This window comes from Paracoccus shandongensis, assembly GCF_017315735.1.
Classification (GTDB): domain Bacteria; phylum Pseudomonadota; class Alphaproteobacteria; order Rhodobacterales; family Rhodobacteraceae; genus Paracoccus; species Paracoccus shandongensis.
This window is the reverse complement of record NZ_JAFLRK010000001.1, coordinates 263,592-288,994: the sequence shown is the minus strand read 5'-3', so window position 1 is coordinate 288,994 and position 25,403 is coordinate 263,592. Positions and strand designations below refer to the sequence as shown.

24 protein-coding genes and 1 tRNA gene are annotated in these 25,403 nt (G+C 67.1%); 10 read left to right on the top strand and 15 right to left on the bottom strand.

The genetic code is table 11. The features are described from left to right. Nucleotides 1–11: 11 nt before the first annotated feature. Nucleotides 12–1,958 (bottom strand): threonine--tRNA ligase, encoded by a 1,947-nt coding sequence (gene thrS, locus JX613_RS01395; protein WP_207099644.1) that lies wholly within the window; start codon nt 1,956–1,958, stop codon nt 12–14. A gap of 119 nt (nt 1,959–2,077) precedes the next feature. Here thrS and JX613_RS01390 point away from each other — a divergent pair, with 119 nt between their 5' ends. Beyond that, nucleotides 2,078–2,818 (top strand): alpha/beta hydrolase, encoded by a 741-nt coding sequence (locus tag JX613_RS01390; RefSeq protein WP_207099643.1) that lies wholly within the window; start codon nt 2,078–2,080, stop codon nt 2,816–2,818. Next, entirely contained in the window at nt 2,805–3,767 is a 963-nt protein-coding gene (locus tag JX613_RS01385) for an alpha/beta hydrolase (RefSeq protein ID WP_207099642.1), read from the top strand. The genes JX613_RS01390 and JX613_RS01385 overlap by 14 nt, the downstream gene beginning before the upstream one ends. Here JX613_RS01385 and phaZ read toward each other — a convergent pair. Beyond that, nucleotides 3,764–5,098: a polyhydroxyalkanoate depolymerase gene (gene phaZ, locus JX613_RS01380; protein ID WP_207099859.1), complete on the bottom strand. Its 1,335-nt coding sequence runs from the start codon at nt 5,096–5,098 to the stop codon at nt 3,764–3,766. The two genes, JX613_RS01385 and phaZ, sit on opposite strands and share 4 nt — an antisense overlap. Before the next feature lie 401 nt (nt 5,099–5,499). Here phaZ and phaC point away from each other — a divergent pair, with 401 nt between their 5' ends. The 4 genes from phaC (at nt 5,500) to JX613_RS01360 (ending at nt 8,843) form a co-directional block, all read left to right on the top strand. Further along, on the top strand, nt 5,500–7,284 hold the full coding sequence (gene phaC, locus JX613_RS01375; protein WP_207099858.1) for a class I poly(R)-hydroxyalkanoic acid synthase: 1,785 nt from the start codon (nt 5,500–5,502) through the stop codon (nt 7,282–7,284). Between the two features lie 208 nt (nt 7,285–7,492). Continuing rightward, a complete protein-coding gene (locus tag JX613_RS01370; RefSeq protein ID WP_207099857.1) occupies nt 7,493–7,957 on the top strand; it encodes a Phasin in 465 nt (154 codons plus the stop codon). 146 nt (nt 7,958–8,103) lie between these two features. Beyond that, nucleotides 8,104–8,715 carry a polyhydroxyalkanoate synthesis repressor PhaR gene (gene phaR / locus JX613_RS01365; protein WP_207099856.1) on the top strand — a complete coding sequence of 204 codons (612 nt, stop codon included), beginning with the start codon at nt 8,104–8,106 and terminating at the stop codon, nt 8,713–8,715. 38 nt (nt 8,716–8,753) lie between these two features. Beyond that, nucleotides 8,754–8,843 (top strand) — tRNA-Ser (locus tag JX613_RS01360). A gap of 84 nt (nt 8,844–8,927) precedes the next feature. Here JX613_RS01360 and JX613_RS01355 read toward each other — a convergent pair. The 4 genes from JX613_RS01355 to pyrC all read right to left on the bottom strand — a co-directional run bounded on the left by JX613_RS01355 (nt 8,928) and on the right by pyrC (nt 12,582). After that, nucleotides 8,928–9,284, bottom strand: a complete 357-nt coding sequence (locus JX613_RS01355; protein ID WP_207099641.1) for a DMT family protein — start codon at nt 9,282–9,284, stop codon at nt 8,928–8,930. Continuing rightward, the gene (locus tag JX613_RS01350) at nt 9,275–10,762 is read right to left on the bottom strand and encodes a replicative DNA helicase (RefSeq protein WP_207099640.1); all 1,488 of its coding nucleotides are present in this window, start codon (nt 10,760–10,762) and stop codon (nt 9,275–9,277) included. The genes JX613_RS01355 and JX613_RS01350 overlap by 10 nt, the downstream gene beginning before the upstream one ends. A gap of 108 nt (nt 10,763–10,870) precedes the next feature. Next, entirely contained in the window at nt 10,871–11,542 is a 672-nt protein-coding gene (locus JX613_RS01345) for an orotate phosphoribosyltransferase (RefSeq protein WP_419538797.1), read from the bottom strand. Continuing rightward, nucleotides 11,542–12,582, bottom strand: a complete 1,041-nt coding sequence (gene pyrC / locus JX613_RS01340; RefSeq protein ID WP_207099639.1) for a dihydroorotase — start codon at nt 12,580–12,582, stop codon at nt 11,542–11,544. The genes JX613_RS01345 and pyrC overlap by 1 nt, the downstream gene beginning before the upstream one ends. Before the next feature lie 135 nt (nt 12,583–12,717). Here pyrC and JX613_RS01335 point away from each other — a divergent pair, with 135 nt between their 5' ends. Continuing rightward, entirely contained in the window at nt 12,718–13,017 is a 300-nt protein-coding gene (locus JX613_RS01335) for an antibiotic ABC transporter (RefSeq protein ID WP_207099638.1), read from the top strand. Nucleotides 13,018–13,050: 33 nt separating this feature from the next. Here the strand turns inward: JX613_RS01335 and gap are convergent, their stop codons facing one another. The 4 genes from gap to purB form a co-directional block, all read right to left on the bottom strand. Then, nucleotides 13,051–14,052, bottom strand: coding sequence for a type I glyceraldehyde-3-phosphate dehydrogenase (gap, locus tag JX613_RS01330; protein ID WP_207099637.1), 1,002 nt, complete (start codon nt 14,050–14,052; stop codon nt 13,051–13,053). Nucleotides 14,053–14,140: 88 nt separating this feature from the next. Then, nucleotides 14,141–14,284: a hypothetical protein gene (locus tag JX613_RS01325; protein ID WP_207099636.1), complete on the bottom strand. Its 144-nt coding sequence runs from the start codon at nt 14,282–14,284 to the stop codon at nt 14,141–14,143. A 41-nt stretch (nt 14,285–14,325) separates the two neighbouring features. Then, nucleotides 14,326–15,336, bottom strand: coding sequence for a FliG C-terminal domain-containing protein (locus JX613_RS01320; protein ID WP_207099635.1), 1,011 nt, complete (start codon nt 15,334–15,336; stop codon nt 14,326–14,328). A 70-nt stretch (nt 15,337–15,406) separates the two neighbouring features. After that, entirely contained in the window at nt 15,407–16,720 is a 1,314-nt protein-coding gene (gene purB, locus JX613_RS01315) for an adenylosuccinate lyase (protein WP_207099634.1), read from the bottom strand. Between the two features lie 147 nt (nt 16,721–16,867). On the opposite strand from purB, the gene JX613_RS01310 reads away from it, so the two are divergent. Continuing rightward, nucleotides 16,868–17,584: a hypothetical protein gene (locus JX613_RS01310; RefSeq protein WP_207099633.1), complete on the top strand. Its 717-nt coding sequence runs from the start codon at nt 16,868–16,870 to the stop codon at nt 17,582–17,584. 19 nt (nt 17,585–17,603) lie between these two features. Next, the gene (locus JX613_RS01305; RefSeq protein WP_207099632.1) at nt 17,604–18,632 is read left to right on the top strand and encodes a YihY/virulence factor BrkB family protein; all 1,029 of its coding nucleotides are present in this window, start codon (nt 17,604–17,606) and stop codon (nt 18,630–18,632) included. A gap of 3 nt (nt 18,633–18,635) precedes the next feature. Here the strand turns inward: JX613_RS01305 and JX613_RS01300 are convergent, their stop codons facing one another. The 3 genes from JX613_RS01300 to JX613_RS01290 form a co-directional block, all read right to left on the bottom strand. Next, entirely contained in the window at nt 18,636–20,315 is a 1,680-nt protein-coding gene (locus tag JX613_RS01300; RefSeq protein ID WP_207099631.1) for a peptidoglycan -binding protein, read from the bottom strand. A 3-nt stretch (nt 20,316–20,318) separates the two neighbouring features. Further along, complete coding sequence (locus JX613_RS01295) at nt 20,319–21,617, bottom strand: biopolymer transporter ExbB (protein ID WP_419538803.1); 1,299 nt, start codon at nt 21,615–21,617, stop codon at nt 20,319–20,321. 154 nt (nt 21,618–21,771) lie between these two features. Then, nucleotides 21,772–22,329: a gamma-glutamylcyclotransferase gene (locus JX613_RS01290; protein ID WP_207099630.1), complete on the bottom strand. Its 558-nt coding sequence runs from the start codon at nt 22,327–22,329 to the stop codon at nt 21,772–21,774. Between the two features lie 70 nt (nt 22,330–22,399). Here JX613_RS01290 and JX613_RS01285 point away from each other — a divergent pair, with 70 nt between their 5' ends. Beyond that, on the top strand, nt 22,400–23,341 hold the full coding sequence (locus tag JX613_RS01285; protein ID WP_207099629.1) for a DUF2125 domain-containing protein: 942 nt from the start codon (nt 22,400–22,402) through the stop codon (nt 23,339–23,341). Here the strand turns inward: JX613_RS01285 and JX613_RS01280 are convergent. Next, nucleotides 23,338–24,258 carry a prephenate/arogenate dehydrogenase family protein gene (locus tag JX613_RS01280; RefSeq protein WP_207099628.1) on the bottom strand — a complete coding sequence of 307 codons (921 nt, stop codon included), beginning with the start codon at nt 24,256–24,258 and terminating at the stop codon, nt 23,338–23,340. The two genes, JX613_RS01285 and JX613_RS01280, sit on opposite strands and share 4 nt — an antisense overlap. After that, nucleotides 24,255–25,343 carry a histidinol-phosphate transaminase gene (hisC, locus tag JX613_RS01275; protein ID WP_207099627.1) on the bottom strand — a complete coding sequence of 363 codons (1,089 nt, stop codon included), beginning with the start codon at nt 25,341–25,343 and terminating at the stop codon, nt 24,255–24,257. The genes JX613_RS01280 and hisC overlap by 4 nt, the downstream gene beginning before the upstream one ends. Nucleotides 25,344–25,403 lie beyond the last annotated feature (60 nt).

Sequence of the window (25,403 nt, the reverse complement as noted above, 5' to 3'; positions counted from 1 at the left end):
GGCGACGCGATTCAGCGCAGGTCGGGCGGCGTGGCTTCGTCTTTCAGAACGGCAACAGCCTCGGCTAGCGGTAACAAGCGTGAACCCTGCTGGTCCAGGCGCCGAAGCGATACGGTCCCATCTTCTACCTCTTTCATGCCGATGGCAAGAATCGCGGGCACCTTCGCCACGGAATGTTCGCGGACCTTGTAGTTGATCTTCTCGTTGCGGGTATCCGCCTCGGCCCGGATGCCTGCCGCGCGCAGGGCATCGACCACCTTGGCCACATAGGCGTCGGCGTCCGACACGATGGAGGCCACGACCACCTGCCGGGGCGCCAGCCAGAAGGGCAGCTTGCCCGCGCTGTTCTCGATCAGGATGCCGATGAAGCGTTCGAAGCTGCCAAGGACCGCGCGGTGCAGCATGATCGGGCGATGTTTCGCGCCGTCCGCGCCGACATATTCCGCATCCAGCCGTTCGGGCAGGTTCGGGTCCACCTGAAGGGTGCCGCATTGCCAGTCCCGACCGATGGCGTCGGTCAGCACGAATTCCAGCTTGGGCGCATAGAAGGCGCCTTCACCGGGGAAAATCTCGAAATCATGGCCCGCCGCCTTGCAGGCATTGCCAAGCGCGGCCTCCATCCGGTCCCAGCTTTCCTCTGACCCGACACGCTTTTCGGGGCGCGTGGACAGCTTCACGCGCCATTTGTCGAAGCCCAGGTCGGCATAGATCCCCGCCAGGAACTGGATGAACTTCCGTGATTCCGATTCGATCTGGTCGAAGGTGCAGAAGATATGCGCGTCGTCCTGGGTGAAGCCGCGCACCCGCATGATCCCGTGCAGCGCGCCCGAGGGTTCATAGCGGTTGCAGGATCCGAATTCCGCCATGCGCAGCGGCAGGTCGCGATAGGATTTCAGGCCGTGGTTGAAGATCTGCACATGGCAGGGGCAGTTCATCGGCTTCAGCGCGTTGACGGTCTTCTGGCGCGCATGTTCCTCGTCCACCTCGACGATGAACATGTTTTCCTGATAGTTTTCCCAATGTCCCGACGCCTCCCACAGGGTGCGGCTGACGACCTGCGGGGTGTTCACCTCGACATAGCCGTCGGCGCGCTGCTTGCGGCGCATGTAGTCCTGCAAGGTCGTGTAGATGTTCCAGCCGTTCGGGTGCCAGAAGATCTGGCCCGGCGCTTCCTCCTGCATGTGGAACAGGTCCATCTCGCGGCCCAGCTTGCGATGGTCGCGCTTGGCGGCCTCCTCCAGCATGGTCAGATGGGCCTTCAGCTCGTCTCGGTTGCGGAAGGCCACGCCATAGATGCGCTGCAGCATGGGGCGCGAGCTGTCGCCCAGCCAATAGGCCCCGGCGATATGGGTCAGCTTGAAGGCGTCGGCGGGCAGCTGGCCCACGTTCTGCAGATGCGGGCCGCGGCATAGATCCTGCCAAGGCCCATGCCAATACATCCGAAGGTCTTCGCCCTCGGGGATGCGGTCGATCAGTTCGACTTTGAACGGCTCGTTTGCGGCCTTGTAATGGGCGATGGCGCGGTCGCGGTCCCAGACCTCGGTGCGGACGGGTTCACGAAGCGCGATGATCTGCTTCATCTTCGCCTCGATCCGGCCCAGATCCTCGGGGGTGAAGGGTTCCGCGCGGTCGAAGTCGTAGAACCAGCCATGATCGCGCACCGGGCCGATGGTGACCTTTACGTCAGGCCAGATCTCCTGCACGGCGCGGGCCATGACATGGGCGAAGTCGTGGCGGATCAGTTCCAGCGCGGGGGCGTCGTCCTTGATCGTGTTGATGCTGATCGCGCCGCTGGCCTGGATGGGCCATTGCAGGTCGATGTGCCGCCCGTCCAGGCTGGCCGAGATCGCGCGCTTGGCCAGGCTGGGCGCGATGCTTTCCGCGACCTCGGCGGCGGTGACGCCGGCGGGATAGTCGCGCGCATTGCCATCGGGGAAGGTGAGGGAAATCTGGGACATAACGTCCTCCTCGTCGGTTTGGCGCCCACGGAACGCCCGGTTGCGGGTTATGTGCGGCCTTCCTTGGACCGGGCCGGGAAAACTGTCAAGATAAGCCGACCCCTAGCGAAAGGCCCGAGATGAGCGAGTATCTGGAAACCCCCGCCGGGCGGCGCATCGCCTTCCAGCGCAGCACCGGGCGCGGGCCCGGCGTGGTCTTCCTGGGCGGGTTCAAGTCCGACATGACGGGAACCAAGGCCGCCTGGCTGCACGACTGGGCACGGGGGCAGAACCGCGCCTTCCTGCGCTTCGACTATTCCGGGCACGGCGACAGCAGCGGCAGTTTCGAGGAAGGCTGCATCGGTGACTGGTTCCAGGACGCCCGCCATGTGATCGAGGCATTGACTGACGGGCCGCAGGTGCTGGTCGGATCGTCCATGGGCGGCTGGATCGCGCTGCTGGTCGCGCGGGCGCTGCCGCAGCGGGTGGCGGGGCTGGTGACGATCGCCGCCGCGCCCGATTTCACGGAACAGGGGTTCTGGGCGGGGTTCAGCGATGCGCAAAGGCAGGTTCTGGCCCGTGCGGGGCGGATCGCGCTGCCCAGCGACTATGCCGACCAGCCCTATGTCATCACCCGCCGCCTGATCGAGGACGGGCGCGACCATCTGGTGATGAACCAGACCCTGCCGCTGCCCTTCCCGGTGCGCTTCCTGCAAGGCACGGCGGATGCCGACGTGCCGGTGGACTGGGCGATGCGGCTGCTGGATCACGCGTCGGGGGACGATATCCGCCTGACGCTGGTCAAGGGGGCGGACCACCGCTTCTCGACGCCGGAATGCCTGGCGCTGATCGCGCAGTCCATCGGCGATGTTCTGGCTTAGGCTGGCGCTTGCCCTGGCCGCCGGGCTGGCGCTGGCCTGGATCTTCGGCCCGCGCGACAGGCTGCGGCTTGATCCGGTGGCGGTCGATGGACCCGCCGATCCGCAGGCCTGGCTGGCCGCGCGAGAGGCGGGGATCCGCCCCGAGGTCGCGTCCTATTTGCAATGGGCGGGGCAGCCGGGGCAGGCGACCGATCTGGCGATCCTTTATGTTCATGGCTTTTCCGCCAGCCCCGCCGAACTGCGCCCCTTGCCCGAGGATCTGGCGCGGCAACTGGGCGCGAATCTGCTGGCGATCCGGTTGACCGGGCACGGGCAGGGGGGCGCGGACCTGGCCGCCGCCCGGGCGGGGGACTGGTGGCGCGACCTGGCCGAGGGGCTGGCGGCTGCACAGCGGATCGGGCGGCGCGTGGTGGTGCTGGGCATGTCCACGGGCGCGACCCTGGCGGCGCTGGCCGCGCGCGACCCGCAGATGGGTGCGGCGATGGACGGGGTGGTCCTGATCTCGCCCAACTTCGCCTTGCGGGGGCGGGGCGCGTGGAGGCTGCATTTGCCCTTCGCCCGGACCCTCCTGCGGCTGACGGGCGATCCCGAGAGGTGCTTCACGACCCGCAACGACCTGCACCGGGCGCGCTGGACAAGCTGCTATCCGGCCTCGGCTGTGCTGGCGGTCGGGGCGGTGCTGCGGCAGGCGCGCCGGGGGGATTACCGTGCAGCCAAGGTGCCCGCGCTGTTCATCTGGTCCGATGCCGACCGGATCATCGACCATCGGGCCAGCGCCCGGATTGCCGCCACCTGGGGCGGCGGCGCGACGGTCCTGAGGGTGATGCCGGGGCCGGACGACGATCCCGACGCCCATGTGATTGGGGGCGAGGCGCTGTCGCCCGGCCTGACCCGCGACCTTGCGGCCGCGATCGCCCGTTGGATCGGGGCCTTGGGGCCGGGTTCCTAGACCGCGATCTTGCTGCTGTCGGTGAAGGGGTCGGTGACGCCGCAATCCGCGGCCTCGCCGCCGCGCACGCGGGGTTTCCGGGGCTTGCTGGCATCCGGGATCGCGACGTTCTCGTCGATGAAGTCCAGGACCAGGGGGCGGATGTTCAGCCGCCAGGACTTGCCCGCGAAGATGCCGTAATGGCCCGCGCCGGGTTCCAGGTGCTGCCGCTTGCGTTCAGGGGCGACGCCCGTGCACAGATCCAGCGCCGCCACGCATTGCCCGGGGGCGGAAATGTCGTCGTTCGCGCCCTCGACCGTCATGATGGCCACGTCGGTGATCTTGCCGATATCGACATGGCGGCCGTTCACGACAAAGCGGTTCTGCGCGATTTCCAGGTTCTTGAAGATCCGCTCGACCGTGGAAAGATAGAACTCGGCCGTCATGTCCATGACCGCCAGGTATTCGTCATAGAACTTGTAATGCTTGTCGCCCTCGGACCCGGTGCCGCGCGCCTCGGCCCAGATCTTGTCGATGAAGGCGCGGGCATGGGTTTCGGCGTTCATCGCGATGAAGGACGACAACTGCGCCAGGCCCGGATAGACCATCCGCCCCGCGCCGCGATACTTGAAGCCGACGGACTGGATGACCAGATGCTCCAGCTCGCCCATGGTCATGCGGTTGCCGAAATCCGTCACCTCGGTCGCGGCGGCGTCGGGATCGACCGGGCCGCCGATCAGCGTCAGGGTGCGCGGCTGCGAGGCGGGATCGTCCTCGGCCAGGATGGCGGTCGCGGCCAGGGCCAGCGGCGCGGGCTGGCAGACGGCGATCACGTTGGTGTCCGGCCCCAGGTGGCGGATGAAATCGACCAGATACTGGGTGTAATCCTCGATGTCGAACTTGCCCTCGCTCACGGGGATGTCGCGGGCGTTGTGCCAGTCGGTGACGTAAACCTCGCAATCGGGCAGAAGCGAGGTCACGGTGGACCGCATCAGCGTGGCGTAATGGCCCGACATCGGCGCGACCAGCAGAACCTTGCGCGGCTGCACGGCGCGGCGGGCGACGCGGAAATGGACCAGGTCGCCGAAGGGGCGCTTCAGCACGGGTTCCACATAGACGATGTGGTCCTGGCCCTGTTCCCCGGCGATGGGCGGGATTTCCCAGTCGGGCTTGATCACCATGCGCGCGAAGCTGCGTTCGGTGACGCGGCCCCATGCGCTCATCAGCTTGAACATGGGATGGGGGTTCAGCGCGAAGATCGGATAGGACGCGATGGCCCGTGCCGACGCGCCCATCCATTCGTTCGTGTTCCGAATGGTTTCCATCGCGTCATAGGACACGATGCCCTTGATACCCTTTATCGTCACCTGGGCCATCCTTTCGAGGCTGCGGCATGACGAAAAGCAAAGGGAGGGCAAATAGGTTCCGACCGCATTTGCGCAACGCCTGCCCTGCGCATATCATTCCCCTCAGGTATAAGGGGGGAACCGGCACCATGGCAAGCAGCGCGGAATCGGACGGCGGCAAGGACGTTGCGGCACCAGGGACAGCGCAAGCCTCTGAAAAGCCTGGGACAGCTTCTGCCCGGCGTCCGGCCAGGAAAAGAACGAAGCCCCCGGCCGCAAAGGCAGCCCCGATGGAATCAGCAGCGCCGGAACCGGCGGCCGGGGACGCGCCCGCCGTCGCCGCGCCGCAGGTCCACCTGCACCAGGCGGCCTCGACCGTGGCCGACAGCACCCGCGCGCCCGAGGCCATGGCCGAGGCGATGGCGCGGGGCACGTCCCCCTCGACCGCGAAGAAGCTGGCCGAGAACATCGAGCGGATCGAGGCCCTGGGCCAGCGCCTGATGGCCGCCCTGGCGTCGCGCCCCCTGCCCAACCACGGGATCGAGGCGCCGGGACCGGAACTGTTCATGACCGCCGCCACCGCCTGGATGAAGACGCTGTCCGAACAACCGGGCCGCGTTTTGGAAAACCAGGTGAATTACTGGGGCGAGACGCTGAAGAACTATGCCAACGTGCAGATGATGCTGGCGCGCAGGCAGGCGGGCATCCCCGAGGACGATGCCCCCGCCGACAAGCGTTTCGCCAATCCGCTGTGGCAAAGCCATCCCTATTTCAACTTCATCAAGCGGCAATACCTGACCAATGCCAAGGCGCTGAAGGATGCCGCGCAGGGCCTGCAAGTGCCCGACGACACCGCGCGGCGGCGCATCACCTGGCTGACCAACCAGATCGTGGACATGATGGCGCCCACGAATTTCCTGGCGACCAACCCCGACGCCTTGGAACGCGCCATCGAGACCGAGGGCGAAAGCCTGGTCAAGGGGCTGGAGAACCTGGTCCGCGACGTGGAGATGAACGGCGGCGACATCGTGGTGTCGCTGGCCGACCGCGAGGCCTTTTCGGTGGGCGAGAACGTCGGCACCTCGGAAGGGTCGGTCGTCCACCGCACCCCGCTTTACGAGCTGATCCAGTACAAGCCCGCGACCGACCAGGTGCACCAGATGCCCCTGCTGATCTTCCCGCCCTGGATCAACAAGTTCTACATCCTGGACCTGAAGCCCCAGAACAGCCTGATCAAGTGGCTGGTCGAACAGGGCCACACGCTGTTCGTCGTCAGCTGGAAGAACCCCGATGCCGGCTATGCCGATGTGGGGCTTGAAGACTATGTCGCGGCCTATCTGGACGCGATGGACAAGGTGCGCGCCCTGACCGCGCAGCCCCGGCTGAACGTCGTGGGCTATTGCATCGGCGGGACCGTGCTGTCGCTGACGCTGGCCCTGCTGAAGCAGCGCAACGACGACCGCGTCAATTCGGCCACGCTGTTCACGACGCTGACGGACTTTTCCGACCAGGGCGAATTCGTCAGCTTCTTGCAGGACGACATCGTCAGCGGCATCGCCGACGAGGTCAGCCGCCACGGGTTGCTGCGCGCCAAGCTGATGTCGCGCACCATGAGCTTCCTGCGCCCCAACGACCTTGTCTGGGGGCCGGCCATCCGCAGCTACATGATGGGCGAGACGCCGCCCGCCTTCGACCTGCTGTTCTGGAACGGCGACAGCACGAACCTGCCCGGCAAGATGGTGATGCAATACCTGCGCAAGCTGTGCCAGCAGAACGCCTTCGTCGAGGGCGGGTTCGAGATGATGGGCCATACCCTGCACATCTCGGACGTGACGGTGCCCTTGTGCGCGATCACCTGCGAAACGGACCACATCGCGCCCTGGAAGGACAGCTGGCGCGGCGTGTCGCTGATGGGGTCCACGGACAAGACCTTCATCCTGTCGGAATCGGGCCATATCGCGGGCATCGTCAATCCGCCGTCGAAAAAGAAATACGGCCACTACATGGGCAGCCGCGATTTCAGCAAGGACCACCAGGCCTGGAGGGAATCATCCTCGTTCGCCGAAGGAAGCTGGTGGCCGCGATGGGGCGAATGGCTGGCGGAGCGGGCCGGGCCGATGGTGCCCGCGCGCGACCCCGGCCCCGGCCTGGCGCCCGCGCCCGGCACCTATGTCCACGAACGGGCGGCATGAACGGAAAATTAATCTCTGGCATTCCAGTGGCTTGCCTGAAAATGCCGTCGGCTCCTTTCCGGATGGTTAACTTTTTCTGCGGCGCAGCAGCAAAAACCTTGCAATGCTGCGCCGCAGCATTCATATTCCCGTCACGAGAATGGCTTTAGCTGCGGAAACCTCTCTCATCGAATCTCTTCCTTCCGCTGCGCTGATAGGAGTGACTGACATGGCAAAGACCCCCGATTTCGCAAAGACCTTCCAGGACATGATGGCCAACTTCCCGATCGATACCTCGTCGTTCCAGGAAGCCTTCAAATCGCAGAGCGTTCTGGGCGAGAAACTGGCCCGGGTCGCGCTGGCCGCCGCCGAACGTTCGACCGACATCTCGGCCCGCTGGGCCAAGGACACCATCTCCCGCATGGGCGAGCTGGCCGTCGTCAAGCAGGAACCGTCCGACTACGCCAAGTCGCTGACCGACTTCGCCTCGGCGTCCGCCGAAGTCGCGGCCGAACACATGGCCGCCTTTGCCGAAGTGGCGAAAAAGGTCCAGATGGACACCGTCGACCTGATGCTGACCGCCGGCAAGGACGTGGCCGCTGAGGCCCGCACCGTGGCTGAAACCGTGGTCCGCGACAACCAGCTGGCCGTGAAGAAGGCCGCAGGCGCCGCGACCACCGTCGCCGCGAAGTAATCGCACCGGACAGTGATGTGAGGAAAGGGGCGTCACCGCCCCTTTTTTCATGCGCATCAGGCAGGGCCTTGGCAGGCGCAGAATTTTCTTTGCCTTTTGCGGATGCAGCACCCATCATGTCGGAAACCGTTTGCCCGAGGTCCGACATGGCCGCAACATCCACGCCGCTGCTGATCAAGCGCTATGCCAGTCGGCGGCTCTACAACACCGAAACCAGCGACTACGTGACCTTGGAGGACATCGCCACCTTCATCCGCGCGGGGCGAGAGGTCAAGATCGTCGATCTGAAGTCCGGCGACGACCTGACGCGGCAATACCTGTTGCAGATCATCGCCGAACACGAGGGCCGCGGCGAAAACGTCCTGCCGATCGGCGTTCTGACCGACCTGGTGCGCAGCTATGCGACCAGCGCGCAATCCGTGGTGCCCCAGTTCCTGGCCGCCAGTTTCGAGATGCTGCGCGAAAGCCAGTCGAAGCTGATGGAGAACATGGCGGTCATGCCGAACCCCATGGCCCGCGTCCCGGGCTTCGACGCCATGCACCGCCAGCAGCAGGCCTTCCTGAAGGCCCTGATGGGCGGCTGGACCGGCTCCTCGGGCCCCGAGCCCACCGAGTTGGAGGGCCCCGAGCAGGCGGCCGACGCCGCGCCCACCCGCAAGACCCGCCCCCGTTCCGCCCCCGAGGGCGAGGGCGGCGAGGACATGGCGGAAATCCGGCGCCAACTGGCCGAACTTCAGCAGCGTATTTCAAAGCTCTGACTTGCGCCCGCCGCGGACACAAGCTAGACCGCGCCCACGGACAGTTGGCCGAGTGGTCGAAGGCGCACGCCTGGAAAGTGTGTAGGCGGGGAACCGTCTCGAGGGTTCGAATCCCTCACTGTCCGCCATATCCTTTCCACAAACGATTGCTCGACCATTGCCTTCAGGGCAATGATCGGAAGCTTCCGGTTGCAACTGGATGAACCGACAGTCTAGCCGAAATCGTGAAAGATGAACCAGGCGCCCAGGCAGATCAGGCCGAAGCCCACGCCGTGCTGCCAGCCTATGCGCTCGCCCAGGTAAAGCCACGAGAACAGCGCGAAGACCGACAGGCTGATGACCTCCTGGATGGTCTTCAGTTGGGCGGCGCTGAAATGTCCGTGGCCGATGCGGTTGGCGGGCACTTGCAGGATGTATTCGAACAGGGCAATGAACCAGCTGATCGCGATTACCGTGACCAGCGGCGCGGTCTTGAACTTCAGGTGCCCGTACCAGGCCACCGTCATGAAGACGTTGGACGCGATCAGCAGCCCGATGGTGACGGCGGGGACTGGCAGGCCTAGTCCCATTGCGACTGCCGGTCCTTGGCCAGATTGCCGAAGCGCGTGAACTGGCCCTCGAAGGACAGCTCGACCGTGCCGATGGGGCCGTGGCGCTGCTTGCCCAGGATCACCTCGGCCTTGCCGTGGCATTGCTCCATCACCTGCTGCCATTTCGCCATGGCATCCAGGTCACTGTCGGACGGCTTTTCGCGTTCCTTGTAGTATTCCTCGCGGAACACGAACATCACGATGTCGGCGTCCTGTTCGATGGACCCGGATTCGCGCAGGTCGGACAGTTGCGGGCGCTTGTCGTCGCGGTTTTCGACCTGGCGCGACAGCTGCGACAGGGCGATCACGGGGATGTTCAGTTCCTTGGCGACGGCCTTGAGGCCCTGCGTGATCTCGCTGACCTCGTTCACGCGGCTGTCCTTGGCCGACGCCGCCTTCAGCAGTTGCAGATAGTCCACCATCAGCACGTCCAGCCCATGCGTCCGCTTCAGCTTGCGGGCGCGGGCGGCAAGCTGGTTGATCGGCAGGGCGGGCGTGTCGTCGATATAGAGGGGGCAGTTCTGAAGCGCGTGCGCGGCCTCGACAAAGCGGCGGAACTCGGCCTCGTCCATGTTGCCGCTGCGGATGCGTTCGGAGGGAACCTCGGCCGCCTCGGACAGGATCCGGGCGGCAAGCTGTTCAGCCGACATTTCCAGGCTGAAGAAGCCCACCACGCCGCCTTCGACCGTGCCGATGGTGCCGTCCGGGCGTTCGCCCGTCTTGTGGGCCTTGGCGATGTTGAAGGCGATGTTGGTCGCAAGCGAGGTTTTCCCCATCGACGGACGGCCCGCCAGGATGATGAGGTCCGAGTTGTTCAGCCCGCCCATCTTGGCGTCCAGGTCGATCAGCCCGGTCGAGATGCCCGACAGCTTGCCGTCGCGCTGATAGGCGGCGTTGGCCGCCTGGACCGCGCCCGTCACGGCCTTGAGGAAGGACTGGAAGCCGCGTTCGGCCGTGCCCGCCTCGCCCAGTTTGTACAGCGTCTGTTCGGCGGCCTTGATCTGCTCCTCGGCCTCGTCGCCCACCTCGACCGTGGCGGCGCGGGCAGAAATGTCCTGGCCCAGTTGGATCAACTCGCGCCGCAGGGCGAATTCGCGGATCATCTGGGCATAGTCGCGCGCGGCATAGGCGCTGATCGCGGCCCCCGCGATCCGGGCCAGATAGGCGGGACCGCCCAGTTCCTTCAGCCCCTCGTCATGTTCCAGGAAGGCCTTGATGGTGACGGGGCTTGCCAGCGCGTTCTTGCGGATGCGTTCCGCGCAGATCTCGAAGATGCGGGAATGGACCGGGTGATAGAAATGATCCGGCTTGATGATCTGGCTGACGCGGTCGAACACGTCGTTGTTGGTCAGAAGCGCGCCCAGAAGCTGCTGTTCGGCCTCCAGCGAAAAGGGGATCGAGGGCGTGTCCTCGGCGCTGACGGGCTGGCCCGGAATGATGGCGCGCAGGTTGGTCATGTGCTGCCCCCTTTGGTCTTGCCCCTCGTTCTACACCCGATGCGCCACGCGGGGAACGCCGCGCCGCGCGATTTCAGGGGGCGGTTCTGTGGATGGCCTGTGGATAAGTCAGGCGTGCGCGGCCTGCCAGGCGCGGGGATCGGTTAGGAAGACCTCGACCTCGGCCAGCGTTTGCGCGTCAAAGGCGGCCTGCGCCCGCGCCTCGGCCAGCACGTCCCACCAGGTGCAGAGGTGATGCAGGGAAACCCCATGATCGGCCAGACGCTGCGTCGTTTCCGGGAAGATGCCGTAATAGAAGACCACGGCCGTATGCGCGCAGGTCGCGCCCGTGTCGCGAATCGCGTCCACGAAGGACAGCTTGCTGCCGCCATCGGTGGTCAGATCCTCGACCAGCAGTACGCGTTGGCCTTCGGTCATCACGCCCTCGATCCGGGCATTGCGGCCGTAACCCTTGGGCTTTTTCCGTACATAGGTCATCGGCAGGCCCAGCCGTTCGGCGACCATGGCGGCAAAGGGGATGCCCGCGGTTTCACCGCCTGCCACGTTGTTGAAGGCCTCGAAACCCGCGTCGCGCATCACGGTCGCGGCCATGAAATCCATCAGCGTCTGGCGCACGCGCGGAAAGCTGATGATCCGGCGGCAATCCACATAGGTCGGCCCCTTCAGGCCCGAGGCATAGGTGAAGGGCGTCGCCGCATTGAAATCGACGGCCTTGATTTCCAGCAGCATCCGGGCGGACAGGCGGGCGATCTCCTCGCGCGCGGGGAAGGTCAGGCTCATCAGTCCTCCAGATGCCAGTAAAGGGGGAAGCCGGGGTCGAAGACAGTGACAGTTTCGCCGCCCGCGTCGATCTGCGCGGAATAGGCGGCGGGGGTGCCGCGCTTGACCAGGGTGATGCGGTCGTCATTCGGCGGCAGGCCATAGAAGGCGGCGCCATGCAGGCTGGCGAAACCTTCCAGGCGGTCCAGCGCGCCCTCGTCCTCGAAGACCTGGGCCAGGATCGACATCGTATTGGGCGCGGTGAAGCAGCCCGCGCAGCCGCAGGGTTGCAGTTTCGCGCTGTCGGCGTGCGGCGCGCTGTCGGTGCCCAGGAAGAACCGCGCCTCGCCGCTGGTGGCGGCCTCGCGCAGCGCCAGGCGGTGCGATTCGCGCTTGGCGACGGGCAGGCAGTAGTAATGCGGGCGGATCCCCCCGGCCAGGATCGCATTGCGGTTGATGACCAGGTGATGGGTGGTGATCGTCGCGGCCAGATCGTCGCCGCCCGACCGGGCATAGGCCACGCCGTCGCTGGTGGTGATATGTTCCATCACCACGCGCAAGCCGGGGGTGCGGCGGCGCAGCGGGTCCAGCACGCGGTCGATGAACACGGCCTCGCGGTCGAAGATGTCCACCGCCGGGTCCGTCACTTCGCCGTGGACACACAGGGTCACGCCCGCCTCGGCCATCGCCTCCAGCACCGGCTGGACGCGGTCGAAATCGGTCACGCCGCTAGCGGAATTGGTCGTGGCGCCTGCGGGATAGAGCTTGACCGCGCGGATGATGCCTGCGCGGAAGGCGCCCACCACATCGGCGGGATCGGTCGCATCGGTCAGATACAGCGTCATCTGCGGCTGCAACGCGGCACCGTCCGGCAGGGCTGCCAGGATGCGGTCGCGATAGGCGGCGGCCTGGGCGCCCGTCACGACCGGGGGCACCAGGTTCGGCATGATGATCGCGCGGCCGAAGCGGGCGGAATGGGGCGCGACGGCGGCCAGCATCGCGCCGTCGCGCAGGTGCAGGTGCCAGTCGTCGGGGCGGCGAAGGGTGATGCGGTCGGTCATGGCCTGCCTCTATACAACGCAAACGGGCCTTGCCAAGCGCGTCATGCATAAAATGGCAGGCATCCGTGCAACAGCGGCCCTTGCTCTGACGTTTGCGTCACACCAGATTGAGGTGATGGTCCAAAGGATGACGCGATGTACCCGATGATGCCCAAGAACCCTGTCCGCCTTTGGACGCAATTCGCCCGCATGGCCATCGAGGCGCAGATGGTGATCGGCCTTCGGACGGCGGGGATGATGGGCATCATGGCACAGGCCCCGGGCGAGCCCTTCGTGATGGTTGCCGAAAAGCAGGCCGCCGCGACGGAATCGCTGTTCGCCATCGCGCAATCCGCAGCCCGCGGGCACAGCGCCGAACGGATGATGGCCGCCGCCCTGCGCCCCTATGGCAAGCGGACCCGCGCCAATTCGCGCCGCCTGGGCCGGGCCGGGTAAAGGAAAACGGCGGGGTTTCCCCCGCCGTTCCGGTCAGATCAGCTTGCCCATCGCGACCGCGGTGTCGGACATGCGGTTGGAAAAACCCCATTCGTTGTCGTACCAGGTCAGGATGCGGCACAGCCGGCCTTCCATCACCTTGGTCTGGTCCATGTGGAAGACCGAGGAATGGGGGTCGTGGTTGAAGTCCGAGGACACCAGCTTCTCCTCGGTATAGCCCAGGACGCCCTTCAGCGGGCCGTCGGCCGCAGCCTTGATCGCGGCATTGATTTCCTCGACCGAGGTGTCGCGGCTCGCCTCGAACACCAAGTCCACGACCGAGACGTTGGGCGTGGGCACCCGGATCGCCACGCCGTCCAGCTTGCCTTTCAGTTCCGGCAGCACCAGGCCCACGGCCTTGGCAGCCCCGGTCGAGGTCGGGATCATCGACAGGGCGGCGGCGCGGGCGCGGTACAGATCCTTGTGCATCGTGTCCAGCGTCGGCTGGTCGCCGGTATAGCTGTGGATCGTGGTCATGAAGCCGCGGTCGATGCCGATGGCGTCGTTCAGCACCTTGGCGACGGGCGACAGGCAGTTCGTGGTGCAACTGGCGTTCGACACCACCAGGTCGTCGGCGGTCAGCGTGTCGTCGTTCACGCCGAAGACGATGGTCTTGTCGGCATTGTCGCCCGGGGCCGAGATCAGCACGCGCTTGGCACCCGTGGACAGGTGCGGCTGGACCTTGTCCTTGGACGTGAAGATGCCGGTGCATTCCATGATCACGTCCACGTCGCCCCAGGGCAGGTCGGCCGGGTTGCGGATCGCGGTCACCTTGATCGGGCCGCGGCCCACGTCGATGGAATCGCCGTTGACGGTCACCTGCGCGGGAAAGCGGCCATGCACGCTGTCATAGCGCAGCAGATGCGCGTTGGTCTCGACCGGGCCCAGGTCGTTGATCGCGACGACCTCGATATCGGTGCGGCCCGATTCAATGATGGCGCGCAGGACGTTCCGGCCGATCCGCCCGAAACCGTTGATCGCAACTTTGACAGCCATGGTTCTTTCTCCCGACCAAGTGACGTTGCGCCCCTCGTATCGCGCTGTTTCGGGTGATGCAAATGCCGCGCGGCCCGCCGGCGGCGTGTTAGCGCCAGAAGATGAGATATTCGACCAGGCTGTCCACCGTCCGCGCCGCCATCAGCGGCAACTGCCACTGGAGCCACAGCTGGTCGGCGGCGAACAGCCCCAGGATCAGGACCAGAAGCGCGATGGCGATGGTGTTGGTCATGGCTGCCTTATCCGCCCGTCGCGCAAGCGGCGCAAGCACCCTTACTCATCGTCCTGCGGCAGGATCAGCGTGATCTCGCCCGCTTCCTCCAGCCGGCGGATGGCGGCGACGACCTCGTTCATGGCCTCCTCGATGTCGGAGGCGCGCAGCTTGCCCAGGTCGTTGCGTTCCTCCCGCAAGCCGTCGGCCATGCGCTGCGACAGGCTTGCCAGGATGAACTCGGCCGCCGCGGCCTCGGCCTCGCCGGGGGCGGCAAGGGCGCGGACCAGCACGGGTTGGTCCACCTCGCGGACAATGCGCGGGATGTCGCGCGGCAGGACGCGGGCGGGGATATGGGCGAAGATGAAGATCGCCTTGCGCACGCTGCCCGCGAATTCGGCATCATGGCGATCAAGGCTGTCCAGAACGTCGTCGCGCAGATCGGCGGTGGCAAAGTTCAGGATCGCGCCCATCCGGTCCGTCGCGGGGGTGGAGAGCGCGGGCCGGGGCAGGGCCTCGGCCGCTTGCAGCAGGATCATGCCGACGCGTTGCAGCGATTCGGGCGTCACGCCCGCCGTCATGGACATGGCCTGCGCCACGGCGCGCGCGCGTTCCCGAGGCAGGCCTACGAAAAGCTCGGACGCGCGTTCCACCGGCAGCTTGGACAGCATCAGCGCCACCATCTCGACCGCCTCGGTGTTGGCAAGCGACAGGATGGCGGGGGCGGGCAGGGCCGCGATGCGGATCCAGGGATCGCCCCGGCCCTGGTTGACCGCGCGGCGGCGCAGCCGGTCGGTGCTGTCCTCGGACAATTGCTGGCCCAGCATCGCCAGCGTGCCGTCCAGGTCGCCCGGGAAGGTCACGCCGACCGATTCCAGCCGGTCGCAGAATTCGGTGATGATCGCATCGCGGGTCTGGCGGTCGATCAGCTCCATCCCCGCCATCTCCTCGGCCAGAAGGGTCTGGCTTTCGCTGTCCAGCCGCGACAGGCTGGAGGCCTCGTCGTCATCCAGAAGAAGGCGGACGATCACCGCCGCCTTTTGCCGTTGGTTCAATCCCGTTTGTATCGTCATCGTTCCACCAGATCGACCGTTCAACGCGGCCAATCTGGCAGAGCTTTCCTAACATGCGGTTTACGCGCGCCTATTTCCGGTCTTCCTCGAATACCCGGCGGAAGATCGTGTCCACATGCTTGGTGTGATAGCCAAGGTCGAATTTCTCCTCGATCTGGGCAGGCGACAGGGCCGCCGTCACCTCGGGGTCGGCCAGCAGTTGTTCCTTGAAATCAGCGCCTTGTTCCCAGACCTTCATGGCGTTTCGCTGCACCAGGCGGTAAGCGTCCTCGCGCGAGACGCCGACCTGCGTCAGCGCCAGCAGCACCCGCTGCGACATGACCAGGCCCTTGAACTTGTTCATGTTGAGCAGCATGTTTTCGGGATAGACGACCAGCTTGTCGATCACGCCCGCCAGCCGGTTCAGCGCGAAATCCAGCGTGATCGTCGCATCCGGCGCGATGCCCCGTTCCACCGAACTGTGCGAAATGTCGCGTTCATGCCACAGGGCCACGTTTTCCATCGCCGGGATCACGGCCATGCGGACCAGGCGGGCGAGGCCGGTCAGGTTTTCCGTCAGGACCGGGTTGCGCTTGTGGGGCATCGCCGAAGACCCCTTCTGGCCGGGGGAAAAGAACTCCTCGGCCTCCAGCACCTCGGTCCGCTGCATGTGGCGGATCTCGATGGCGATGTTCTCGATGCTGGAGGCGATGATGCCCAGCGTGGCGAAGAACATCGCGTGGCGGTCGCGCGGGATCACCTGCGTGCTGATCGGTTCCGGGCGCAGGCCAAGCTTGGCGCAGACATGTTCCTCGACCGCCGGGTCGATATTGGCGAAGGTGCCGACCGCGCCGGAAATCGCGCCGGTCGCGACCTCCCACCGGGCCTGTTCCAGGCGGGCGCGGTTGCGATTCATCTCGGCATAGAAGCGGGCGAAGGTCAGGCCCATCGTCGTGGGCTCGGCGTGGATGCCGTGGCTGCGGCCGATGCGGACCGTGTCCTTGTGTTCGTATGCGCGGCGCTTCAGCGCCTCGAGCACGCGGTCCAGGTCGGCCAGCAGGATGTCGGCGGCGCGCACCAACTGGACGTTCAGCGTGGTGTCCAGAACGTCGCTGCTGGTCATGCCCTGGTGGACGAAGCGCGCCTGATCCGCGCCGACATGTTCGGCCAGATGGGTCAGGAAGGCGATCACGTCATGCTTGGTGACGGCCTCGATCTCGTCGATGCGGGCCACGTCGAATTCGACATCCTTGGCTCGCCAGACGGCCTCGGCGTTCTCGCGCGGGATCACGCCCAGGTCGGCCTGGGCGTCGCAGGCATGGGCCTCGATCTCGAACCAGATGCGGAAGCGGGTCTCGGGCGACCAGATGGCGGTCATGGCGGGGCGGGCATAGCGGGGGATCATGGCGGGCCTCTTTTTCCGGTTGGGGCGGGCATAGCGGCGCAATGACCCGGCGGCAAGTTTTCGATTTCCGACCGGCGGGACAAGGGAACATTCCGGCGGCGCAAGCTGTTGAGGATTCGACCAATCCGACAAGACCGGAGAAAAGCCATGCATCCGACCCATGACGACGACCACCCCCTGACCGAGGCCGACCGCACCAGCGAAACCCGTTTCGGCCCCCGTCCCGTGCCCCCGGGGCACCATGGTCCCAAGCCGTCCTTCCAGGCGCGGCGCGTGATCGCGTCCGGCAAGGTGTCGCCCGATGGCCGTTCGTCCTGGCCCACCCCCTCGCTGGGCGCCAAGATCGCGGTCTGGGGCGGCGTCGCGGTGGGCGTGGCGGGCGGCACGGCGGCGGCCGTCCTGGCCGTGCGCAAGGTCGCCGACGCCATTTCCGGCGATTCCCGCCCCAAGCATCCCCATCGCAAGTTCGACGCGCCCCGCTTTGTCGAGATGGACGAGGACGAGCGCGAGGCGATGCGCCGCCGCGTGCGCGCCCAGGATCACGCCGACCACCAGGAGTTCAGCCGCCTGCGGGCCGAGGCGTCCCTGCATCGTGCAGCCCCCAAACCCAAGGCGTCCAAACCCAAGGGCAACTTCGTCGAGGATCTGATCCATACCTCGACCCGGCTGTCGGAAAGCCTGGAAGGCGTGGCCAAGTCGGTTTCTACGGCGATGGACGGCTTCCGCAGCGTGGCACGCCAGGCGACCGCGGTGGTGGCCGAATTCGCCGACACCGCCGACCAGTTGCGCGCGGCCCTGCGGGGCGAGAGGCCAGGCCCTGCGCATCGGGATGCAGGCGATTCGGATCGCGCGCACCGGCTTTGATCGACCCGGGAACAGCGCCATGAGAAGCAGCACGCCCGGCGTTCTTGACGCCCTGTTCGGCGACTTGGACGATCCGACCCGCCAGCGGTTCGGGATGAAGACCGACGAGGCGCCGGAGGCCAGGACAGCGGCGCGGCCCCATCCGGCGGGCAAGGATATCGGGCTGCGCGACCTGGGCAAGGACGACTGGATGGAGATCGCGAAGGCGACCTTCACCCAGGTCGGCACCGACCGCGTGACGGCCGTCGCGGGCGGGATCACCTTCTTCGGCCTGCTGTCGCTTTTCCCGGCGATCACGGCGCTGGTGTCGATCTATGGCCTGGTCGCCGATCCCGCGACGATTTCGGGCCATCTGGACCTGCTGCAAAGCTTCTTGCCGCAGGGGGCGCTGGACATCATCCGCGGCCAGGTCGAATCGATCACGTCCTCGCCCGGCGCGGCGCTGTCGCTGGCGGGGATCGGGGGGCTGCTGGTGGCCTTTTATTCCGCCAATGGCGGGATGAAGGCCCTGCTGTCGGCGCTGAACGTCGCCTTCTTCCAGACCGAGACACGCGGCATCATCCGCCTGAACCTGGTGTCTATGGCCTTCACCCTGGGCGGGCTGGTGCTGATCGTCCTGATGCTGGGCGTGATCGCGGTCATCCCGATCGTGTTGCAGATGCTGCCGCTGGCGGAAACGACCAGCACCTGGGTCGCGGTGATCCGCTGGCCGATCATGTTCGGCGTGCTGATTCTGGCTTTGGCGGCGCTTTATCGCTGGGGCCCCGACGCGCCGGATTCGCGCTGGCGCTGGATCTCGCCCGGGGCGGTGCTTGCCGCCGTGGGGCTGGTCATCACCTCGATCCTGTTCAGCTGGTATGCCGCGAACTTCGCCGACTACAACGAGACCTATGGTTCCCTGGGCGCGGTGATCGCGCTGATGATGTGGCTGTGGTTCGCATCCACCGTTGTCCTGGTCGGGGCCGAGGTCAATTCCGAGATCGAGCGCCACCTGAAGCAAATGGCGGGCGTCCCGATCAAACCGGCCCAGGAAAAACCCGCCAGATAGCCTTCAGCGTTCGGTCAGCTTCAGCTCGATGCGCCGGTTTGCCGCCAGCGCCTCGGGGGTGGTGCCCTGCATCACCGGGCGCGTGTCGGCAAAGCCGGTGGCGGCAAGGCGGTTGGCCGGAAAGCCCAGCTCGTCGGTCATGTAGCGCACGACGGCCAGGGCGCGGGCCTGGCTGAGTTCCCAGTTGTCGCGATAACGCCCGGTGCCGGACAGTTGCGTGCTGTCGGTATGGCCGTCCACGCGGATGATCCAGTCGATTTCCGGCGGGATGTCGTCAGCGATGTCCGACAGCATCCGGGCCACGCGGGCGACCTGGTCGCGCCCCTCGGGGGACAGGGTCGTGGCGCCGGGCGGGAACAGCACCTCGGACTGGAAGACGAAGCGGTCGCCCACCACCTGCACGCCCTCGCGCCCCGAGAGGATCTCGGACAGGCGGCCGAAGAATTCAGACCGATAGCGGGCCAGATCCTTGGCCTCCTCCTCGGCGCGCTGGCGGGCCTGTTCCTCCAGGGTCAGGCGGCGGTCGGTTTCCTCGGCCGCGCGCAGCAGGGCGGCGTTCAACTGTTGCCCCAGGCTCTCGACGCGCAGTTCCGCCTGCTTCTGCTCATCCCCTGCGGCATCCAGAAGCGCCTGAAGCGATCCCAGTTGCGCGGTCAGCGAGGCCACCTGTTCATTCAGCAACGCGACCCGCCGCTGCCCGTCGTCCGACAGCGCCGTCTGGTCGGCCAGCGCCTTTTCCGCCGTGGCCAGCAGCGCGGCCTGCCGCTCGGCCTCGGTCAGGCTGCGGGTGGCCTGGGCGGTCGCTTGGTCGCGCGCGGCTTCGGCGGCGGCCAGCAGGGTCAGGGTTTCCTCGGCGCGCTTGCGGCTTTCCTCCAGCGCCAGGGTCATGGCGGCCAGTTCGGCATCCGCGCTTTCCAGCCGTTCGCGCAGGGCGCGCGCGGCCTCGGCATCGGTCAGGCGGGCGGCCTCGGCCTCGGTCAACCGGGTCTGCATGTCGCCTGCCTTGGCCTCAGACGCCTCGGATTTCTGGCGCAGGTCGGCCACCAGCGCCTCCAGCGCGTCGCGGCGGGCGGCGGCAAGGCGGGCCTGTTCGGCCTGGGCGTCGATTTCCCGGCGGGCGGCGGCCACGGCCAGTTCGGCGGCGCTGGCGCGGCTTTGCTGCTGGGCCAGTTGCGCCTGCGCCTGTTGCTGCTGCACCCGCGCCTGTTCCTGGTCCGCCGCGCGCGCGGCCATCAGCGCCGCGACCTCGGCCTCGAAGTCGGTCAGCCGGGAACGCGCCTGCGCCAGTTCCCCCTGGCTGCTTTCCAGTTGCGAGGACAGGCGCGCGATGCGGGCGGCGCGGTCGCGCGCCTCGGCCTCGGCATCGGCCAACTGGCCTTGCAGATCGGCGCCGCGATCCTCGGACGCGGTCAGGGCCTGCCCAAGCGCGGACACCTGCTGCCCAAGCTGTTCCAGCCGCCGCTCCTGGGCCGAGATCGTGCGGGTCTGCCCGGCGATCGTCTCGTCCTGTTCCGCGATGGTGTCGTCCTTGTCGGTGATCTGTTCGCGCAGCACCGACTGCATCACGGTAAAGATCGTCAGCACGAAGACCAGCACCATCAGCAGCGTGGCCAAGGCATCCACGAAGCCCGGCCAGATATTGGCCGAAAAGCGGTGCCCGGATGCGGCGCGGCGCAGGGCCATGGGTCAGCCCCCGTCCCGCGACATCAAGGGATCGCGCAGCAGATCGTCGCGGAAGGGATCGTTGAAACGCGCCGCGCGCACCGCACGCGTCAGCACCAGGAGGTCGGAGCGCAGTTCCGCCACCATCTCCTCGCGCCCCTCGGTCAGGTCGCCGGTCAGCCGGTTCAGCGCGGCCTCGATCCCGCCCAGGTCGGGGGGCGGGGCGGTGGGGCGTTCCGTTTCCGCCCGCACCAGATCGACCAGCCGGTCCTGCCCGCCGACCAGCCGTTCCTGCCCGTCGGCCAGCCGCGACAGCGCCTCGGTCAGCCCGGCGATGCGGGACAGGGATGCCTCCTGCTCGGCCTCGCTGCGGTGGACCAGCGCCTCGATGGCCTGGGCCATGACCACCACGCGTTCGTCCGCCATGGCGGCGGCATCGTCGCGTTCGGCCTGCATCTGGTGCAGGCGGTCCATCTGGCTCGCCATCTGTTCCAGGAACCCCGCCAGCGCGGCCTGATCCACGGCATCCCCTTCGGACCCGGCCAGGCTGACGCGGGTAAAGCCCGACATCCATTCCTCAAGCTCGCGGTAAAAGCGGTTCTGGCCGTGGGTTGCGAACAGTTCCAGAAGGCCCACGACCAGCGATCCGGCAAGCCCCAGCAAGGACGACGAAAAGGCCGTGGCCATGCCGCCAAGCTGCGATTCCAGCCCGCTCATCAGCTTGTCGAAGACCTGGATGCCGCTTTCGCCCTGCTGCGGGGCGAGGCTGCGGATCGTTTCCACCACGGCAGGAATGGTCGTCGCAAGGCCATAGAAGGTGCCAAGAAGGCCAAGGAAAATCAAAAGGTTGGACAGGTATCTTGTGATGTCGCGCCCTTCGTCGATGCGGGTCGCCACGGAATCGAGGATCGAGGCCGCCGCGCCTGTCGAGATGACCCCGCCCGCCGCCCCCCGCGTGCCCAGCAGCGCGGCCAGCGGCGCCAGAAGGCGCGGGGGCTGGTCGCTGGTGTCCAGACCGCCCCGCGCGGCGATGCCCTTTTCCACCGCATTGCTGCGCCGCGCCGCGAACCGCTCGATCCAGCTGACGGACCGGATCAGCTGGCCCACCTGCCAGAAACAGGCCAGGACGCCCAGGGCAAAGACCGCCAGGATCATGCCGTTCAGCCACAGGTTCGCCCGGAAGATCGGCAGGATGCGGCCATAGGCGATCCAGCCCCCCGCCAGCACCAGCGCCAGCACCGTGACCATCAGCACGATCTGGCGGATGGGCTGCGAAAAGCGGGGATGGGCGGGGCCGGGACCGGGCGCGCGGGTCGCGGTGATCCGCCGGTTGGCCGCGCCGGTTTGGCGCGGAAGGGCGGACTGGTCAGGCCGCTGGCTGCTGGTCGGGTCGGTCAACTGGTCGCATTCCCATGGCCAAACACTGTCAAGCCGAGAGTGTAGGGCGCACCCCACCGCTTGCCAAGCGATCCGACGGTCAGGCGGGCGGGTTCCTGTCGCTTTCCAGCAACTTGCGCACTTCCGCCGTCAGGTGGTCCATGGTCGCGTCGGCCAGCCCGATCTGCGCCAGATGGGCGGCGGTGTTGAACAGATAATCCGCATTCGGTCCCCGCCCGCCCTGCGCCCGGGCGATGATCCGCGCCTGTTCGGCCAGATCCAGCCCGCCCGCATACTGGACGTGATCGCGCCGCATGACATAGGCCAGCGCCTCGACCCGGCGGCCATCCTCCAGCCGCAGGGGCAGGATCGCCTCCTGATAGGCGTCCGTCACCAGTTCGCGGGCGCGCAAGTATGCCAACACCTCGTCATGGTCGCCATCGGCGATGCGCAGGGCCAGGCCGCTGCACTCGCCGTCCGGCTGCGCGTCAAGGCCCAGGACCAGCCCCGGCCGCGCCGCCGTGCCGCGATGCTGGATCGACCGCAGGCAGAAGCTGCGGGCATAGCCCGTCACCCAGGCTCGCGCGCTCTCGACCGGGGAAAAGCCCGGATCCCAGATCAGCGAACCGTAGCCGAAGACCCATTCAATCTTTCGCATCGCCCCGAACCCGTTCATTTACCGAAAGTTAGGACGGCGCGTGCCATGACGGAAGGGGACAGGTGGGCGGATGATGATTCCAAGGCTGCTTCTGATGATCGTGCTGGCCGTGGGCGGGCTGTGGTTCGCGGCCGAACCCCTGCTGGTCGCGCAGGCGCGGCGGCATGTGCAGGCCGACAGCATCGCCTCGCAACCGGGATGGGGGCGGCTTGGGCTGGCGCTGTCGGGCGCGGTGCTGCAGACGCAGGCGGGGCCGCTAGGGTTGCCCAGGCTGGACCTGTGGGTGACGCCCCTGACGCCGACGACCCTGCGCGCCGACCTGCCCGAGACGGCTGTTCTCGACGCCCCGACCGGCCGGCGGCAGATAGGGATGGAGGATGCGGATGCAACCGTGACGCTGTCGCCTTTCGGCGCGGCAAGGCGGGCCAGCGCATCCTTTGCCGCCCTGGCGCTGGACGGCGCGCCGCTGTCCGGGCGGGGCACCGTGACGGCGCGCGCCGTGGCGGATGACCGGATCGGGGGCCATCCCTTTCAGGTGCAGATCGACCTTCCCGACCTGCGCCTGCCGCAAGCCAGGTCGGCAACCGGCGGGCTGCGCCTGTGGCTGGATCGCGCACCGGGCCTTGCGACGCAAACGCCGCCCGCCGTGCTGGGCGTCATGGCCGAGGGGCTTAAGATCGACACGGGCGGTTTCACGGTGCGGCTGGTCGGGCAGTTGAGCAAGGACGCGGAGGGGCTGGCCCAGGGACGCGTGGCGCTCTACGGCAGCGATGCCGCCGCCATGCTGGACCGGGCCATCGAGGCGGGGTCAATCCCGCCGAAGGTCCGCCTGCTGGCGCGGGCCATGCTGAACCGGGTCGGACAGATGGATTTCGCGGACAACGGGGCGGACTGGCCGCCCATGCCGCCCGCACCAACGGGCCAGGTCCGCATCCCGCTGGAGATACGCGGGGGCCGGATGTTCCTTGGCACGATCGAGATCGGGTCGGCCCCGCCCTGGCCCGTGCCCTAGCTGCCCGTCGCGACGCGACCGAAGTCGGGGGCGGCGGTGTCCTGACCGGCCTCGATGATGCCGCGGCGGATGGCGCGGGTGCGGGTGAAATAGTCGAACAGCTGCTGGCCGTCGCCCATGCGGATGGCGCGTTGCAGGACGAACAGCTCCTCGGTGAAGCGGCCCAGGATGTCCAACGTCGCCTCCTTGTTGTGCAGGAACACGTCGCGCCACATGGTCGGGTCGCTGGCGGCGATGCGGGTGAAGTCGCGGAAGCCTGCGGCGGAATACTGGATGATCTCCTCGTCCGTGACGCGGCGCAGGTGATCGGCGACCCCGACCATCGTGAAGGCGATCAGGTGCGGCGCATGGCTGGTGACGGCCAGCACCAGGTCGTGATGCGCGGCCTCCATCCGGTCGGTCTTGGCCCCCATGGCTCGCACCAGATCCGACAGGCGCTCGACCGCCTGCGGGTCGCTGTCGGGCAGCGGGGTCAGCAGCCACCAGCGGTTGCGGAACAGGCTGGCAAAGCCCGCGCGGGGGCCGGAATGTTCCGTGCCCGCCAGCGGATGGCCCGGCACGAAATGCACCCCCGGGGGGATATGCGGGGCGACGGCGTCGACGACCGACTGCTTGACCGAACCCACATCGGTGACGGTCGCGCCGGGCTTCAGATGCGGCGCGATCTCGGCCGCGACCGCGCCCATGGCGCCCACCGGCACGGCCAGGACGACCAGGTCGGCGCCTGCCACCGCCTCGGCCGCGCTGTCGGCGACACGGTCGCACAAGCCGATCTCGCGCGCGGTTTCCCGCGTCTCGGCGCTGCGGGCATGGCCCACGACCTCGCGCGCCAGCCCGCCTTCGCGGATGGCATGGGACATGGATCCGGCGATCAGGCCAAGCCCGATCAGCGCCACGCGGTCATAGATCACGGTCATGCGCGGCCCCGTTCCGACATGAAGCGGCCCAAGGGGTCGAGGACGCGGGTCACGCCGTCCTCGTCCCCCACGGTGATGCGCAGGGCGGCGGGCAGGCCGTAACCGGACACGCGGCGGACCAGGATGCCGTCGCCGCGCAGGGCGGCGTCCGCAGCCTCGGCCTCGGCCGGGTCGGCAAAGCGGGCCAGCACGAAATTGGCGAAACTTTCGTCGCAGCCGATGCCCATCTGGATCAGCGAATTGCGCAGCCGCTGGCGCATCCGGGCGTTCAGGTCGGCGCAATGGTCGCGGAAGGCGGTGTCGCGGATCGCGGCCTCGGCGGCGGCCATCTGGGCGTTGGACAGGTTGAAGGGCTGGCGGATGCGGTTCAGCACGTCGATGATCTCGCGCGAGCCGTAGCCCCAGCCGATGCGCAGGCCCCCCAAACCATGGATCTTGGAGAATGTCCGCGTCATGATGACGTTCGGGTGACGGTCCACCAAGCCCGCGCCGCCATCCCCGGACGCGAATTCGGTATAAGCCCCGTCATGGACCAGCAGGACCGATGAGGGCAGCCCATCCACCAGACGCTGCACTTCCTCTGGCGTCAGCATGGTGCCGGTCGGATTGGCCGGGTTGGCGATGAAGACGATCCGCGTCCGGTCCGTCACGCCCGCCAGGATCGCATCCACGTCGATGCGGCGTTCGTTTTCGGGAACCGTGACCGGGACCGCGCCCACCATGCGCGCCAGGATCGGATACATGGAAAAGCCGTGTTCCGTCGTGATCACCTCGTCGCCCACCCCGGCAAAGGCCTGGACCACGAATTGCAGAACCTCGTCCGATCCGACGCCGCAGATGATCCGGTCGGGGTCGAGGCCGTGAACCTCGCCAATGGCGCGGCGCAGGGGAGCGTGATCGGTGTTGGGATAGCGGTGCAGATCCCCTGCGGCTGCGGCATAGGCCGCGCGCGCCTTGTCGCTGCAGCCCAGCGGGTTTTCGTTCGATGACAGCTTCAGCACGTCGCCGCGCCCCGGCAGCTTGCTTTCGCCGCTGACGTAGAGCGCAATGTCCATGATGCCGGGCTGTGGGGTGATCTGCGTCATGTCCGTATCCTCTTCGCGCCCTCTCTAGTCCATCGGGGCGCGCCGAGGAAGTGTCGTGCA

What these genes read in the sequence shown, in the direction of transcription:
- JX613_RS01280 (WP_207099628.1), bottom strand. Translation starts at nt 24,258, where the DNA reads ATGACCGTGATCTATGACCGCGTGGCGCTGATCGGGCTTGGCCTGATC.
- JX613_RS01370 (WP_207099857.1), top strand. Translation starts at nt 7,493, where the DNA reads ATGGCAAAGACCCCCGATTTCGCAAAGACCTTCCAGGACATGATGGCC.
- JX613_RS01310 (WP_207099633.1), top strand. Translation starts at nt 16,868, where the DNA reads ATGCATCCGACCCATGACGACGACCACCCCCTGACCGAGGCCGACCGC.
- JX613_RS01350 (WP_207099640.1), bottom strand. Translation starts at nt 10,762, where the DNA reads ATGACCAACCTGCGCGCCATCATTCCGGGCCAGCCCGTCAGCGCCGAG.
- gap (WP_207099637.1), bottom strand. Translation starts at nt 14,052, where the DNA reads ATGGCTGTCAAAGTTGCGATCAACGGTTTCGGGCGGATCGGCCGGAAC.
- JX613_RS01385 (WP_207099642.1), top strand. Translation starts at nt 2,805, where the DNA reads ATGTTCTGGCTTAGGCTGGCGCTTGCCCTGGCCGCCGGGCTGGCGCTG.
- phaC (WP_207099858.1), top strand. Translation starts at nt 5,500, where the DNA reads ATGGCCGAGGCGATGGCGCGGGGCACGTCCCCCTCGACCGCGAAGAAG.
- JX613_RS01325 (WP_207099636.1), bottom strand. Translation starts at nt 14,284, where the DNA reads ATGACCAACACCATCGCCATCGCGCTTCTGGTCCTGATCCTGGGGCTG.
- JX613_RS01290 (WP_207099630.1), bottom strand. Translation starts at nt 22,329, where the DNA reads ATGCGAAAGATTGAATGGGTCTTCGGCTACGGTTCGCTGATCTGGGAT.
- JX613_RS01345 (WP_419538797.1), bottom strand. Translation starts at nt 11,542, where the DNA reads ATGAGCCTGACCTTCCCCGCGCGCGAGGAGATCGCCCGCCTGTCCGCC.
- hisC (WP_207099627.1), bottom strand. Translation starts at nt 25,343, where the DNA reads ATGACGCAGATCACCCCACAGCCCGGCATCATGGACATTGCGCTCTAC.
- JX613_RS01335 (WP_207099638.1), top strand. Translation starts at nt 12,718, where the DNA reads ATGTACCCGATGATGCCCAAGAACCCTGTCCGCCTTTGGACGCAATTC.
- purB (WP_207099634.1), bottom strand. Translation starts at nt 16,720, where the DNA reads ATGATCCCCCGCTATGCCCGCCCCGCCATGACCGCCATCTGGTCGCCC.
- phaR (WP_207099856.1), top strand. Translation starts at nt 8,104, where the DNA reads ATGGCCGCAACATCCACGCCGCTGCTGATCAAGCGCTATGCCAGTCGG.
- JX613_RS01320 (WP_207099635.1), bottom strand. Translation starts at nt 15,336, where the DNA reads ATGACGATACAAACGGGATTGAACCAACGGCAAAAGGCGGCGGTGATC.
- JX613_RS01300 (WP_207099631.1), bottom strand. Translation starts at nt 20,315, where the DNA reads ATGGCCCTGCGCCGCGCCGCATCCGGGCACCGCTTTTCGGCCAATATC.
- JX613_RS01305 (WP_207099632.1), top strand. Translation starts at nt 17,604, where the DNA reads ATGAGAAGCAGCACGCCCGGCGTTCTTGACGCCCTGTTCGGCGACTTG.
- JX613_RS01285 (WP_207099629.1), top strand. Translation starts at nt 22,400, where the DNA reads ATGATGATTCCAAGGCTGCTTCTGATGATCGTGCTGGCCGTGGGCGGG.
- thrS (WP_207099644.1), bottom strand. Translation starts at nt 1,958, where the DNA reads ATGTCCCAGATTTCCCTCACCTTCCCCGATGGCAATGCGCGCGACTAT.
- JX613_RS01355 (WP_207099641.1), bottom strand. Translation starts at nt 9,284, where the DNA reads ATGGGACTAGGCCTGCCAGTCCCCGCCGTCACCATCGGGCTGCTGATC.
- pyrC (WP_207099639.1), bottom strand. Translation starts at nt 12,582, where the DNA reads ATGACCGACCGCATCACCCTTCGCCGCCCCGACGACTGGCACCTGCAC.
- JX613_RS01390 (WP_207099643.1), top strand. Translation starts at nt 2,078, where the DNA reads ATGAGCGAGTATCTGGAAACCCCCGCCGGGCGGCGCATCGCCTTCCAG.